Origin of the sequence: Flavobacterium sp. CLA17 (assembly GCF_013112255.2) — a bacterium.
In the GTDB taxonomy this organism is placed as follows: Bacteria; Bacteroidota; Bacteroidia; order Flavobacteriales; family Flavobacteriaceae; genus Flavobacterium; species Flavobacterium circumlabens.
Window position 1 is genome coordinate 4,184,759 of record NZ_CP068294.1, and the last position, 13,419, is coordinate 4,198,177.

Here is a 13,419-nt window from a genome sequence, read left to right on the forward strand (position 1 = left end):
CTTTATTATTTCTTCACCTATTTCTTTAACTATTTTGCTATGAAAAAAGAGGCCATCACCCCCTATACGATTCATTCGATTTCAGAAATGCATTCGCTGCTAAAAATTCCAAAACCGGAACATCCTTTAGTAAGTTTTGTAGATTTGAGCAAGATTACCTGTCATTTTGATGATAATTTAAAAAGTGTGGTCTACTCTTTTTATACCGTCTGCATCAAAAAAGGTTTTACGGGAAAAATGAAATACGGACAAAATTTTTATGATTTTGATGAAGGAGTAATGACTTTTATGGCTCCGGGACAAGTAATTTCTACCGAAGTTACCACAGACAGTGCTGTATATGGCGCCATGTTGGTCATTCACCCCGATTTTATTCAAAACTATGCTTTGGCGAAAAAGATAAAAGAGTACAGCTATTTTTCTTATGCCGTGAGTGAAGCACTCCATCTTTCTGAAAAGGAACAAACCATGATTACCGGAATTATGAAAAATATCGAGCAGGAATATCGTTCTTCTATCGATGCCTTTAGTCAGGATGTGATGGTTTCGCATATCGAATTGCTCCTTAATTACTGTAACCGATTTTACAACCGACAATTTATTACCCGAAAAAACGCCAATAACTCGCTCTTAAGCAAACTGGAAAATCTGTTATCCGATTATTTTGAAAGTGATAAAGTACAAAGATTAGGTTTACCCACCGTAGCGTATCTCTCTGATGAGTTGAATGTGTCCCCCAATTATTTAAGCGATATGTTACGTTCCTTAACAGGCCAGAGCACACAGCACCATATTCACGATAAAATTATAGCAAAAGCAAAAGAGCTGCTGACCACTACTTCGTTAAGTGTCAGTGAAACGGCTTTTCAATTGGGTTTTGAATATCCGCAGTCGTTTAATAAATTATTCAAAAGCAAAACCAATCTTTCGCCTTTAGAATTCAGAAGTTCGTTTAATTAACTTTTTAATCTTTCGTGCAGTAATTTAAAATACGGGAAAGCCTTTAGCAACCGGCTTCCGTGCCAGGAGAACATTTCACCGTCTACGAAGATTGTTTTGGCGTGATGTGTAAAACGCCCTATTTCAAAAGCATCTTCTTCTTTAAAAGGATAAGGTTCTGACGAAAGAAAAACCAAATCGGGATCGCCTTCCAGGCGCATCTTTTTGAGTTCTACTTCAGGATAGCGTCCTTTGTCTTCGTAGATGTTCTGAAAATGATTCAGTTGTAATAACATATTGATATATGTATCTTTTCCGGCCACCATATAAGGATTTTTCCAGATAAAATAAGCTGCTTTTTTAACCGGAATATCGGCTATGTATTTTTTGAAATCGCTTAAGGCGAAAGCCAGTTTGTTGTTCCACTTTTGCGCTTCGGTTCTGCAATTGAAGATTTGTCCAAAATCTGAAATCATCTGAAAATTATCTTCGAGACTTACGATATTGGTCACCCAAACCGGACAGATGGTACTGAGCTGCGCTACGATCTCAGCTGTATTTTCTTCTTTATTACAGATGATAATATCCGGCTGTAACAGTTTTATTTTCTCAAAGTGAATTTTCTTCGTTCCGCCAACCACTTTCTTCGTTGATTTTAAATGATACGGATGCACACAGAACTTGGTTATGCCAATGATTTTTTCCTCTAAACCTAAATCATATAATAATTCGGTTTGGGAAGGAACCAAAGAAATAATACGTTTTGGTGCCGTTTCAAAGGAATGCAAAGTGCCAAGCTGATCTGCGAATTGTTTCATTTCTTTTTTTTTGTTTCAGGTTTTCTTTGTTTCAGGTTTCAGGTTATTTAACCGCGAAGTTCGCAAGGTTTTACACTAGGAACGCAAAGCTTTGCTTTGCATTCCTAGTGTAAATTATGTTCAAAGTAAAGCAACCTGAAACCTGAAACCTTAAACAAAAAAAACTATTTAGCACCAATAATCGATGCCATTTCCTGTTGTACTTTCAACGCTTCTTCTCTCGCTTTCGCTGCAAAATCAGTTCCATTGGAAGCGTAGATAATGGCTCTGGCAGAATTGACCAAAAGACCAATTTTATCATTCATTCCGTATTTGCAAACTTCCGATAAACTTCCGCCCTGGGCACCGATTCCGGGAACCAGCAGGAAGCTGTCCGGAACAATTTTCCTGATATCTGCAAAGTATTCGGCTTTGGTAGCCCCTACCACATACATTAGATTTTGGCTGTTTTTCCATGTTTTAGAAGTTTCCAAAACCTGTTTGTACAGTTCTTTTCCGTTTGTGGTTAAGGTCTGGAAATCGAAAGCACCTTCGTTTGAAGTCAGCGCCAGCATAATCGTATGTTTATTCTCGAAAGCCAGGAAAGGTTCTACAGAATCTTTTCCCATATAAGGTGCAACGGTTACACTGTCAAAATTTAAATCTTCAAAAAAAGCTTTGGCATACATGCTTGAAGTGTTTCCGATATCGCCGCGTTTGGCATCGGCAATGGTAAAAATATCAGGATACTTTTCGTTGATATAATTTATCGTTTTCTGAAGTGAAAGCCATCCTTTAATCCCATACGCTTCAAAAAAAGCAGTATTGGGTTTGTATCCCACCGTTAAATCGTGTGTCGCATCGATTATGGCTTTATTGAATTCGAAAATAGGATCTTCGGTTTCTAATAAATGAGGTGGAATCTTCGTTAAATCAGGATCCAGTCCAACGCATAAAAATGATTTTTTCAGAAGAATTTGTTCGTGTAGTTGTTGTGTTGTCATTCTTGATTTTTTAGTCCTTCAGATTGGTAAGAAGCAGTTCTTTTTTAGAAGTATGCAAAAATAAAAAAAGCCACTCAATTAAGAATGGCTTTTTGGTATTATATTCAGTAAGGTTTACAAATTCCCTAAATAAACAATTTCAGTTCTTCTGTTTTCAGCTCTTCCTGAAGCAGTTTTGTTTGACTTAACCGGTTTTGTAGCTCCAAATCCCTGAGAAGTTAAATTAGCAGGATCTACTCCTTTACTAATCAGAAGATCCATAATTACTTTTGCTCTGGCTTCCGATAATTTCTGATTGGCTTTTGCATTCCCAACATTATCAGTATGACCGTTGATCGCAAATTTAGCATTTGGATAATTTTTCAGTATTTCTTTAATAGCGTCTAATCTTCCTGATGTTTCTCCTTTTCTGGCATCATTAAGAGTCGCTTTTCCTGTTGTAAAAAAGATCGATTTTGCCTCTACACGCAATTGCTCTAAAGTAGCTTTAGAAACTTTCGGACAACCTTTGTTTTCTATCGGACCTGCCAATAAAGGACAATCATCTTCCTTATCGTTGATACCATCTTTATCCGCATCTAAAACCGGACAACCTTTGTTTTCTGCCAGACCCGGAACATCGATACAAGCATCGTCTTTATCCAAAACTCCGTCTTTATCCGTATCCGGCCAAGGGCAGCCTTTGTTTTCTACCGGACCGGCAATTGCAGGACAGGCATCAACATTGTCTAATAAAGTATCTCCGTCAGTATCTTTCCACGGACAGCCTTTATTTTCTACCGGACCTTTTGTATCAGGACAGGCATCGTCTTTATCAAAAACTTTATCGCCATCCGTATCCGGCCAAGGACAACCGTTATTTTCTGCAGGTCCGGCTACTTTTTTACAAGCATCTTCCTTATCGATAACGCCGTCTCCGTCTGTATCTTTAAATTTCTTTTCATATACCGGAATCTTAACTCCTAAATGAAAATCAGCTCCTTTAGATTCCTTAGAAACTAAATTACTCACAATAGAACCCGAACCAATAAAGAACGCTCCTACTCTGATTCCGGAACCAACCTGCATTCCGCTATATTCCATCCAGGTCACTGGCAGATAATAACTAAACCATCTGCTCTCGTAACGCGGCGTCAGGCTTACTCTGTCCGCAATACCGTAAGCGTTTACTTTGTTGGCAGACACCATATTGATATCTCCATTCAGATTCAAATAGAATTTTTTGTACATATTCCAGTCCACATCTGCATGAAGCGCTGTTGGCAAATTGGTCTTCGCTCCTTTTGAAGTTGAGGTTTTTGTATAATGCTCGTTTAAAAAGTCGTATAAATTATCGGCATCATCAATCATCTGTTGCGTTACAATACCCGTTACATTATAGGTATCCTGTTTGGAATTTCTATAATCTATAGATCCAATGTCTGTAACAGACAATCCGAAACGAACTTTATATTTATTTAAGTCCCTAAAATTATTATCGGCTGGTTTGGCATTACTTAAATCATATTGCTCATAATCAGGTCTCCATTCGTACACAAGTCCGAAATCAAAACCAAATCCTCTTGAACCGGAATCAAAGTCATAATCCTCGTTGGCTTCAAAGTCCTGGCTTGCCCCAATGGTAATTTCGCCGCTCGATGCCAGAACACCCGCCTGCGGATTAGTCGTGTTTTCAACGTACGTTACTTTAACATCTTTACCCTGAACATATCCGTTTACTCCGCCTTGTAAATACTTAGCCGTTAAACCCCCTTTCAGGAAATGCTGATTCTTCTGGTATAAAACGGCAGCATAAGAAATGCCAACTTCGCCCCATGTATTTGAAGCTCCGTTTATATTCCCGGCATTGTAGTTAAAATTGCTGGATTGATCCAATCCGTCTTTCACCTGATCGATAAGATATCCGTTTACATTTCTGACATTGCTTACAGATCTGGCTCTTGTAAATACAGCCAGAGTATGTTTTGGAGCAATATTAAACATAAAGGAAGGCCCCATAACATCAAAATTAGCCTGACCGTTATTAGCATCAGAAGGAGTTCTTTTGGCCTGGGTATTTAAATCGTAGCCATCTTTATAAACATCAAAAAGATTAACGCCATACAAATCATTTTGTACCGATCCGCTTACTGAAAATATATTAATATCCGTTTTAAAACGGGAATCGGCTATAGAAGCCGGATTAAATAGAACACTTTGTACACCGGCGTAATTGTCCTGAAAATAACCCAGGTAGGATTGGGCTTTTACGGTAAGGGAGGCGGTAAAAAGTAATAAAATAAGTAATTGTTTTTTCATTCAAATTTTGGGTTTTAGTTTTATTCGGCGGCAAAACTACAATAAATGATTCATTAAGATGTTACCAAAACATTGAATTCATGTAACATCTTCCACAAATTATGTAAGAAATAAAATGGAACGCTATTCTATTTTTGGAACGAACCGGAAATCAAACAATTATGAGCCCAAACATTGGAATTACAACAAAAAACTTAAAGAAAAGTGCCACCATATTAGCCACGATTTTATCTAACGAAATGACATTATACGTGAAAACCAGAAAATTTCACTGGAACATTTCAGGAAACAGCTTTATGGAACTGCACAAATTGTTTGAAGACCAATACAGGCTTTTAGAAAACAACATCGATGAAGTAGCAGAGCGTATCAGTCAGCTGGGTGAAAAAACAATCGGTACAATGAAGGAATTTATTGAAAATTCAACCCTGAAAGAATCCCCTCAAGAATATGCATCGCAAAAACATATGCTGCAGGAATTGCTGGAAAACCACGAACAAATGGTAACGGAATTCAGAGAGTATATTCCGGCTTTTGAAAATGACAATCACGACATAGGTTCTGCCGATTTTATTACCGGTTTATTGCAGCAACACGAAAAAATGGCCTGGATCCTGCGTCGTTATCAGGCTTAAAAGACCAAATGTGAATTATAAAACATTCTCAGAAATTGATATAAGAGCTAACCGATGATTAATTTGCAATTTTACAATACTATTAATCATTAAAACAAAATATCATGAATACTACAGAAATAAAAGGAAACTGGAACGAGTTAAAAGGGAAATTGAAACAAAAATACGCCGATCTTACAGATGATGATCTAATGTATGCTGAAGGAAAAGAAGACGAAATGTACGGAAAACTGCAGCAAAAATTAGGTAAAACCAAAGAGGAGTTTAAACAAATGTTATCAGAATTGTAAACCTTTTTTGACCCCAGAGAAAATACCGTCTAAATTATAACCTTAGACGGTATTTTTTTGGTTAAGTCAAATAATGACTTCATAAAATATAAATATATTTAAACCTATAAGCCGTAAAAACAAAAAAAAAAATAATTATCTTTAACCCTATTTTAATCCTATGAAATTATTTATAAAGTTCGATATCAACACGATTTGTTCTCTTTTTCTGAAAGAAAAACTGGAAGAAGAAAACTTAAATTTCAGCACCTTAGGCTTTGGCGAAATTGAATTGGATGAGAACCTTGATATTGAAGGACTTGACAATTTAAAAAGCAAACTGGCACCTTTTGGTTTTGAAGTTGTTGAAAATCAAAAAAGTGTTTTGGTCCAGAAAATTAAGGATGCCATCATTGAACTTGTTTATATGGATGATAATAATAACTTTAAGAGTTCTGTTTTTTTAGCAGAGAAACTAAATCACAGTTACGGTTATCTATCGAATGTATTTTCGGAAGTAACCTATTCCTCTATTGAGAATTTTATCATTTTACAAAAAATAGAAAGAGCCAAACAATTGATGTTAGTCAATGAAATGAGCCTGACCGAAATTGCTTTTTTACTGAACTACTCGAGTGTTGCCCATTTGAGTACACAATTTAAAAACACCACCGGAATAACGCCATCGGCTTTTCAGAGGATTATTAAAAAGAGAAGAGAAAATTTAAAATAAAACCCAAATACCCGAAAAATCAATGCAAAAAAACGCATTACACATTTTACTCGCTGATGACGATGAGGATGACAGACTTTTTTTTAAAGATGCCTTTGAAGAAGTAAGAGTTCAAACCAAAGTAACTTTTGTCCATGACGGTCTTCAGCTCATGGAACACCTGATGACACCGGATATTAAATTACCGGATATTTTATTTCTGGATTTAAATATGCCAAAAAAAACAGGTAAAGAATGTTTGATCGAAATCAAAAAAACCGAGCATCTTAAAAATATAATTATTGCTATCTATTCTACTTCCTCTTCAGAAGAAGATATAGAAGACACCTTTATTGAAGGTGCCAATATTTATATCAAGAAACCAAGTGATTTTAATACCCTGAAAAAAATTATTAATGAAGTCGTTACCTTAAATTGGCACTATCACACCTCCGGTCTGAACCGGGATAACTTTTTGTTGCGCCTAAAATAATAACATCCCATGAAGTTGTTCCCCAAGTTTAATTCTTCAAACTCATTGAGAGTTATTTTTGTGATCGCAGTTTTCATTCTGTTATTTCTTTCTTCTCTTGGATACAAGCACAACCAGGATCTGAATGCATCCAGTAAGGTGGCCATGCATACCTATGAGATAAATATTCAGTTAGAAAGATTAATGTCAGCTATAAAAGATGCCGAAACGGGACAGCGCGGTTATATCATAACACGCAACAGTCGTTTTTTGGCTCCGTACATTTATTCGCGCGATAAGGTCAACACTTCATTTATTACTTTAAAAAAACTTACAGCCGATAATCCGGTACAACAGGAAAACCTTCGAAGATTATTCAAATTAATCATTCAGCGTTTTACTTCGTTTGAAAACTGCTTCAAATACAGCGATCCCAAAACATATGATAAGCGAAAACTCGACAATCATATGTTTGGTGGCCGTATCCTGATGGAGAACATTCGTTTTCAGGTCGATAAAATGAATGATATCGAAAAAAAATACCTGGACAGAAGACTGAAAATTTATGATCAGGAGATTTCCCTGAGTCCGGTTTTCTCTATTTCCTTATTTCTTGCCGCCCTGCTTTTTATTCTCTTAGCCTACCGACAAATCAGTAAAGACATCCAGCGCCTTAAAGTTTTTAATAAAAAACTGCTGATCTCTTCCCGATTAATGTCTGAATCCGAATCGATTGGTAAATTCAGCACCTGGCAATGGGATTTAGATACCCAGAAAATTGACTATTCCGACAACCAGTATCGTTTGCTGGGCGTACGGCCAAATGCTTTTGTTCCCGTTCAGGAAACTTTTCTCGATTTTGTACATCCTGATGACAAAGAAGCAATTGCTGCTTCTATGGAAGAGATTGTCACTAAAAAACATTTACCTTTTATCTATTATAAGGTATTACGTGCCGATCGTGAAATCAGATATTATAAATCAACCGGAAAATTACTAACGGACAAGCAAGGCAGTAAAATTTTACTCGGAATCAATTTTGACATTACGGATGAACATTTATTGAATATAGAACTTCAGGAACGTAATGATGAATTGGAAAAAAGCAATAAAGAACTGGCTTCTTTCAATCACGTAGCAAGTCATGATTTACAGGAACCGCTTCGAAAAATCCAGACTTTCATTTCCCGAATTCCTGAGGCAGAAAAAGCAGGAATGTCGGACAGTGCCAAAGATTATCTTTATAAAATTGAGGTGTCGGCCAAAAGAATGCGCGTTTTAATTGACGATTTGCTTTTATTCTCCAGAACAAACACCACCAAAAAAGAATTTATTAAGTCCAATCTGAATGAACTGGCCGAAAACGCCAAATCGGAATTACTGGAAATTATTGACGAGAAAAAAGCGGTAATCACCGTTTCTAAATTACCTAAACTGTCTGTTATTCCCTATCAGATCGAACAGCTTTTTATAAACCTGATCGGAAATTCCCTGAAATACAGCCGTCCGGATACTATTCCTGAAATTCATATTGAAAGCGAAAAAATCAATTCTTCCGATTATCCCGGTTTACTGGATCAGAATACCAGAAAATTTCATAAGATCACTTTTAAGGATAACGGAATGGGTTTTGATCCACAATTTAAAGAAACCATTTTTGTACTCTTTCAACGTCTGCATTCCAAAACAGATTATCCCGGAACAGGAATTGGTTTAGCCATCTGTAAAAAAATAACAGACAATCACAAGGGCTACATTATAGCAGACAGCACACCTGATAAAGGCTCAGAATTTACCGTTTTCCTCCCTGAGTAAATCCTACAAAAAAACACACCTTAAAACGTTATATAAATCCATTATGGGAATTATATAACGTTTCTTTTTTATGCTGTAAAGTAAAATATTCATTTCGTTAGCATCTTTGCAATGTAATACTTTATGAAGTAATTGATGGAAGCAAAACCCATAGTAAAAACAAAAATCTTGAGAGTTCTTTTTTTATTGATCGTTATAATATGCAGTACATCATGCAGAGAAAATAATCCGATAGAAACCAGCTTAAAAAACGAAGTTTTTATAAAAAATGACAAAGAACAAAGTGAAGCTTATTTTTTAATTGCGACGGCAAATATTAGTAAGTCCATTATTGCGAAAAGTCAGATTGCCCAACAGGAAAGTTCAGAAAGTAAGATCGGGGAAATTGGTAAGAGATTACAAAATCAGCAAAATCTTTTGTTACAGGATGTAACGAGAATGGCCAATAACAGGCTCGTGGTTGTTGCAGGTATAAATACCGATAATAAAGGGGATTTATATGAACAAATTGAAAAAAATGACAACAATTTAAATAAAGCTTATGTCGATGCTGTCGCAACATCATTAGCAGAACAAATTAAGTTATTCGAATCGATTTCCAGAGACACAAATGATAGGATGATTTTAAAATTGGTATTACAGTATTTGCCTGAGAGTTACCAGCTGCTTAGAGAAGTAGCACAAATTAGAGAACAAATTAATTAAAAGCCCGTAATGCCCATTTATTAACTAAAATTATTTAAAAATTATGAAAATTCAATCAAAATTATTATTCGCCGTAACACTTTTTATGACAGCTGCATTTGGAGCGCTACATGCACAAAGTGAAAATGTAACCACAGAATTTGGTGTAAAAGGTGGTTTCAATATGTCTAACCTATATGATGACAGCAACGGTCCTGACGACAACAATGTATTATACGGTTTTAATGCCGGTGTATATGCTACATTACCAATATCAGATTTTATCGCTATTCAGCCAGAACTTTTATTTACAACCAAAGGTTCAGAGTTAAAATACAACAATGCTTTCGCAGAAGGAAATGCAAAATTCAAATTAAATTATATAGAACTTCCTTTATTAGTACGTGTAAATGTGACTAAAAACTTTAACATTCAGGCCGGTGGTTATGCTTCATACCTGGTAAGTTCTAAAGTAACAGGAAGCGGGGATTTCGAAGGTAGCGAAGATATAGATACTGATGATCTTAACAAATTTGACGCTGGTATAGCTGCAGGTGTTGGTGTTGACTTCAGCCCAATAAGTATAGGTGTACGTTACAACTACGGTTTAACAACTGTGGGTAAAGAGAGAACTGTTTTAGGAACTACTTATACTTTTCCTGATGCAAAAAACAGCAATTTAACGGTATACTTATCGTATAGATTAAACTAAGAAACAAATTAATCATTAATCATTAACCATAAATAAAAATAACACCATGTCAAATTTATTATACACAATTGCAGTAATCCTGGTTATTCTTTGGGCCCTTGGGTTCTTCGTTTACAGCCTTGGAAGCATTATCCACATTTTATTAGTCATTGCAATTATTGCAATTCTGTTCAGACTTATCAAAGGTCGTGGCATTTAAAAAAACATTTATTAAATCAATTATATTAATCCATTAAATCAAATATTATGAAAACTAGTAGCACACTTTTAGGAATTTTAGGAGCCGCAGCGGCGGGAGCATTTTTAGGTGTTTTATTTGCACCGGACAAAGGTTCAAATACAAGAAAAAAAATCTCAGATAAATCTAAAGATTACGGAGATAATCTAAAAACAAAAGTTGACGGAATTATCAGCACAATTACTTCAAACGGTAAAGATATTATCGACGAAGGAAAAGCAAAATTCAATGCTGCAAAAGAAGACTTCAATTCTATTAAAGAGGAAGCAAAAACTGTAAAAACGAACTATTAAAAAGTGAGATTTTTAAATCCTAAAATACCTTTATCATGGAAACAAATGCAACAACAAATGAGAACCTGAATCTTTATGAAAAAGCAGAAGATTATGCAAAAACGAGTTTAGAGTTAATTAAACTCAAAACCATATCGGCTGCCGCTGACGCATTGTCGACAGTAACATCTAGAATAGCGGTTGGAGCTGTTGTTGCATTTTTTACCTTGTTTCTGAATATCGGACTTAGTTTATGGATTGGAAAAGAACTGGGTGAGTATTATTACGGTTTTTTTATAATAGCATTGTTTTATCTGATTGTCGCCATTATAATTCATAAAGCGCAATACAGTCTTATAAAAATACCAATTGGAAATATGATTATTTCCAGCATTTTAAAAGAAACTAAAAAAGAAGTCAATCCTGATTTAAATTAATTGATAATTAAAAAAGACTGTTATGGAAACTGTTTACAATATTGATACATTAAATCAGAGGATTCAGCTATTGGAAAATCGACAGACCGAAGAATGGTGTTCGATAAAGGATGAGATTGAAGATATAAAACAAAATCTGAAACCTCTTAACCTTATCCGAAACACTGTTGAAGAAATCAACGAAACCGTTGGTTTTAAAAATCATCTGGCGCAATCTGCAATGAGTATCGCAATCGGATACCTGGCCAAAAGATTTGTAGTCGGAAAAAGCGACAATATGTTCAAAGGCATCCTGGGATCTGTTTTACAACTTGTTGTAACCAATTTAGTTTCTCAACCACATCATGACGATTCGAAAGAAGAATCATCACAACACGAATCATAACAAAGAGTATTGTCTAAACTTAAATTTATGTATTATGGAAAAGTTAAGCGAAATAGTATTAAAGAACGGTGTGTACATGTACTCTAACCTATATAAATGTTTTGAATTTACAAGAGTATTTTTAGGTATCTAACTCGCTTTATACGTTTCTCAAACAAACGGTTAAACAGTTAATATCCTTCACTATATTTTTTTTCTTCTGGTTAACTTTAAAGGTGCTGAGGTACTAAGACGCTTAGGTGCTGAGTTTTTTAGGCGCAGAGGCGCAGAGGTCCAAAGGTACAGAGGTTTTTTAGGGGAAATAAGAAAAAGAGATTGTTTCATTTGAGGCAGTCTCTTTTTTGTTTTTTTTTAAGGGGCAAAGGTGCAGAGGTTCAAAGTAACAAAGGGACAATTTAAATAAAAAGAGAGAGATTATTTCACAAATGAAATAATCTCTCTCTTTTTATTATTAGTGGCAGTCAAAGTATTTCAGGACTTTGTACCTCTGTAGCTTTGAACCTTTTTTCGTTAGAAAACTTCTGACGCTTCCTTCAGTTTCTCCATATTGTTTACCAATTGTAATTCGGAAACAATTTTGTGGATATCACCGTTCATGATGTTTCCAAGATCGTAAAGTGTTAAACCCACTCTGTGATCGGTTACACGACCCTGAGCGTAATTGTAGGTACGAATCTTAGCCGAACGGTCACCGGAGCTTACCTGTGATGTACGTTTGGTAGCATCTTCGGCTTCTTTCTTGGCCAATTCCTGTTCGTATAAACGGGAACGTAAAACGTTCAGTGCTTTATCTTTGTTTTTATGCTGTGATTTCTGATCCTGACATTGCGCCACCAATCCCGTAGGAATGTGCGTTAAACGTACCGCAGATTTCGTTGTATTTACCGATTGTCCTCCAGGTCCTGACGAACAGAAGAAATCTACACGAACATCGTTCATATCAATTTGTACGTCAAACTCTTCCGCTTCCGGTAAAACCATTACCGTCGCTGCCGAGGTATGCACACGACCCTGAGTTTCGGTCTGAGGTACACGCTGTACACGGTGTACTCCTGCTTCAAACTTCAAAGTTCCGTATACATCTTCACCTGAAACTTCAAAGATGACCTCTTTGAAACCTCCCGAAGTTCCTTCGTTCATATCTACTACCGAAGTTCTCCAACCCTGGTTTTCGCAATATTTGGTATACATTCTGAAAAGATCTCCAGCAAAAATACTGGCTTCATCCCCACCCGTTCCGGCGCGGATCTCGACCATGACGTTTTTGGCATCTTCAGGATCTTTTGGGATCAGCATAAACTTGATTTCTTCCTCAAGTTCCGGCAATCTTTCTTTTGCTTCATCCAGCTGCATTTTGGCCATTTCGGTCATGTCTGCATCACTTCCGTCTGCAATAATTTCGTTTGCCTCGTCTATATTAGCCATCAAAAGCACGTATTCATCACGCTTTTCAGCCAATGCTTTCAGGTTTTTGTACTCTTGATTCAATTGTACATAACGTTTCTGATCCGAAATAACATCCGGCTGGATAATTAAGTCCGAAATCTCGTCAAAACGTTGTTTTACTATTTGAAGTCTATCTAACATTTTCTAATTCCTTTTATTGGAGTGCAAATTTACGAAATTTTTGTTTAAAATTCTATCATTAACTTTTTGAGTTTTTTAGGGTTGAAATTTAGTGGAATCAGGATGGTTTTAAGGAGCTGTTTCCTGCTATTCGCTATATCTTTTTAGGCAGAAGGTTTACGGT

At 36.0% G+C, this 13,419-nt stretch carries 16 protein-coding genes; 12 read left to right on the forward strand and 4 right to left on the reverse strand.

The genetic code is table 11. The annotated features are described in order from the left end of the window. The first annotated feature begins 39 nt into the window (after positions 1–39). Positions 40–960, forward strand: coding sequence for an AraC family transcriptional regulator (locus HAV12_RS17245; RefSeq protein ID WP_171570756.1), 921 nt, complete (start codon positions 40–42; stop codon positions 958–960). Here HAV12_RS17245 and HAV12_RS17250 read toward each other — a convergent pair. The 3 genes from HAV12_RS17250 to HAV12_RS17260 form a co-directional block, all read right to left on the reverse strand. Further along, a complete protein-coding gene (locus tag HAV12_RS17250) occupies positions 957–1,757 on the reverse strand; it encodes an ABC transporter substrate-binding protein (protein ID WP_171570757.1) in 801 nt (266 codons plus the stop codon). The genes HAV12_RS17245 and HAV12_RS17250 overlap by 4 nt on opposite strands. A gap of 164 nt (positions 1,758–1,921) precedes the next feature. After that, a complete protein-coding gene (gene pyrF, locus HAV12_RS17255; protein ID WP_132035728.1) occupies positions 1,922–2,740 on the reverse strand; it encodes an orotidine-5'-phosphate decarboxylase in 819 nt (272 codons plus the stop codon). A gap of 114 nt (positions 2,741–2,854) precedes the next feature. Continuing rightward, a complete protein-coding gene (locus HAV12_RS17260) occupies positions 2,855–5,038 on the reverse strand; it encodes a DUF5723 family protein (RefSeq protein WP_171570758.1) in 2,184 nt (727 codons plus the stop codon). A gap of 161 nt (positions 5,039–5,199) precedes the next feature. On the opposite strand from HAV12_RS17260, the gene HAV12_RS17265 reads away from it, so the two are divergent. From HAV12_RS17265 to HAV12_RS17315, 11 genes are all read left to right on the forward strand, one after another. Further along, on the forward strand, positions 5,200–5,673 hold the full coding sequence (locus tag HAV12_RS17265) for a Dps family protein (RefSeq protein ID WP_171570759.1): 474 nt from the start codon (positions 5,200–5,202) through the stop codon (positions 5,671–5,673). Between the two features lie 104 nt (positions 5,674–5,777). Continuing rightward, positions 5,778–5,963, forward strand: coding sequence for a CsbD family protein (locus HAV12_RS17270; RefSeq protein ID WP_132035736.1), 186 nt, complete (start codon positions 5,778–5,780; stop codon positions 5,961–5,963). Positions 5,964–6,123: 160 nt separating this feature from the next. Next, on the forward strand, positions 6,124–6,675 hold the full coding sequence (locus HAV12_RS17275) for an AraC family transcriptional regulator (protein WP_132035739.1): 552 nt from the start codon (positions 6,124–6,126) through the stop codon (positions 6,673–6,675). 22 nt (positions 6,676–6,697) lie between these two features. Then, positions 6,698–7,147, forward strand: a complete 450-nt coding sequence (locus HAV12_RS17280) for a response regulator (RefSeq protein ID WP_127336991.1) — start codon at positions 6,698–6,700, stop codon at positions 7,145–7,147. A gap of 9 nt (positions 7,148–7,156) precedes the next feature. Then, positions 7,157–8,941: a CHASE3 domain-containing protein gene (locus HAV12_RS17285; protein WP_171570760.1), complete on the forward strand. Its 1,785-nt coding sequence runs from the start codon at positions 7,157–7,159 to the stop codon at positions 8,939–8,941. A gap of 135 nt (positions 8,942–9,076) precedes the next feature. Next, complete coding sequence (locus HAV12_RS17290; RefSeq protein WP_171570761.1) at positions 9,077–9,646, forward strand: DUF4142 domain-containing protein; 570 nt, start codon at positions 9,077–9,079, stop codon at positions 9,644–9,646. 43 nt (positions 9,647–9,689) lie between these two features. After that, positions 9,690–10,337 (forward strand): porin family protein, encoded by a 648-nt coding sequence (locus tag HAV12_RS17295; RefSeq protein WP_171570762.1) that lies wholly within the window; start codon positions 9,690–9,692, stop codon positions 10,335–10,337. A gap of 46 nt (positions 10,338–10,383) precedes the next feature. Then, positions 10,384–10,536, forward strand: coding sequence for a lmo0937 family membrane protein (locus HAV12_RS17300; RefSeq protein ID WP_171570763.1), 153 nt, complete (start codon positions 10,384–10,386; stop codon positions 10,534–10,536). A 47-nt stretch (positions 10,537–10,583) separates the two neighbouring features. After that, positions 10,584–10,868: a YtxH domain-containing protein gene (locus HAV12_RS17305; RefSeq protein WP_132035753.1), complete on the forward strand. Its 285-nt coding sequence runs from the start codon at positions 10,584–10,586 to the stop codon at positions 10,866–10,868. A 35-nt stretch (positions 10,869–10,903) separates the two neighbouring features. Then, the gene (locus HAV12_RS17310; protein WP_171570764.1) at positions 10,904–11,284 is read left to right on the forward strand and encodes a hypothetical protein; all 381 of its coding nucleotides are present in this window, start codon (positions 10,904–10,906) and stop codon (positions 11,282–11,284) included. A 22-nt stretch (positions 11,285–11,306) separates the two neighbouring features. Beyond that, positions 11,307–11,669, forward strand: coding sequence for a hypothetical protein (locus HAV12_RS17315; protein WP_171570765.1), 363 nt, complete (start codon positions 11,307–11,309; stop codon positions 11,667–11,669). Positions 11,670–12,179: 510 nt separating this feature from the next. Here HAV12_RS17315 and prfA read toward each other — a convergent pair. Further along, the gene (gene prfA, locus HAV12_RS17320) at positions 12,180–13,256 is read right to left on the reverse strand and encodes a peptide chain release factor 1 (protein WP_132035762.1); all 1,077 of its coding nucleotides are present in this window, start codon (positions 13,254–13,256) and stop codon (positions 12,180–12,182) included. Positions 13,257–13,419: the final 163 nt, after the last annotated feature.

Coding starts and splice junctions, on each gene's coding strand:
- HAV12_RS17295 (WP_171570762.1), top strand. CDS start 9,690: ATGAAAATTCAATCAAAATTATTATTCGCCGTAACACTTTTTATGACA.
- prfA (WP_132035762.1), bottom strand. CDS start 13,256: ATGTTAGATAGACTTCAAATAGTAAAACAACGTTTTGACGAGATTTCG.
- HAV12_RS17245 (WP_171570756.1), top strand. CDS start 40: ATGAAAAAAGAGGCCATCACCCCCTATACGATTCATTCGATTTCAGAA.
- HAV12_RS17310 (WP_171570764.1), top strand. CDS start 10,904: ATGGAAACAAATGCAACAACAAATGAGAACCTGAATCTTTATGAAAAA.
- HAV12_RS17305 (WP_132035753.1), top strand. CDS start 10,584: ATGAAAACTAGTAGCACACTTTTAGGAATTTTAGGAGCCGCAGCGGCG.
- HAV12_RS17315 (WP_171570765.1), top strand. CDS start 11,307: ATGGAAACTGTTTACAATATTGATACATTAAATCAGAGGATTCAGCTA.
- HAV12_RS17280 (WP_127336991.1), top strand. CDS start 6,698: ATGCAAAAAAACGCATTACACATTTTACTCGCTGATGACGATGAGGAT.
- HAV12_RS17260 (WP_171570758.1), bottom strand. CDS start 5,038: ATGAAAAAACAATTACTTATTTTATTACTTTTTACCGCCTCCCTTACC.
- HAV12_RS17270 (WP_132035736.1), top strand. CDS start 5,778: ATGAATACTACAGAAATAAAAGGAAACTGGAACGAGTTAAAAGGGAAA.
- HAV12_RS17250 (WP_171570757.1), bottom strand. CDS start 1,757: ATGAAACAATTCGCAGATCAGCTTGGCACTTTGCATTCCTTTGAAACG.
- pyrF (WP_132035728.1), bottom strand. CDS start 2,740: ATGACAACACAACAACTACACGAACAAATTCTTCTGAAAAAATCATTT.
- HAV12_RS17285 (WP_171570760.1), top strand. CDS start 7,157: ATGAAGTTGTTCCCCAAGTTTAATTCTTCAAACTCATTGAGAGTTATT.
- HAV12_RS17265 (WP_171570759.1), top strand. CDS start 5,200: ATGAGCCCAAACATTGGAATTACAACAAAAAACTTAAAGAAAAGTGCC.
- HAV12_RS17290 (WP_171570761.1), top strand. CDS start 9,077: ATGGAAGCAAAACCCATAGTAAAAACAAAAATCTTGAGAGTTCTTTTT.
- HAV12_RS17300 (WP_171570763.1), top strand. CDS start 10,384: ATGTCAAATTTATTATACACAATTGCAGTAATCCTGGTTATTCTTTGG.
- HAV12_RS17275 (WP_132035739.1), top strand. CDS start 6,124: ATGAAATTATTTATAAAGTTCGATATCAACACGATTTGTTCTCTTTTT.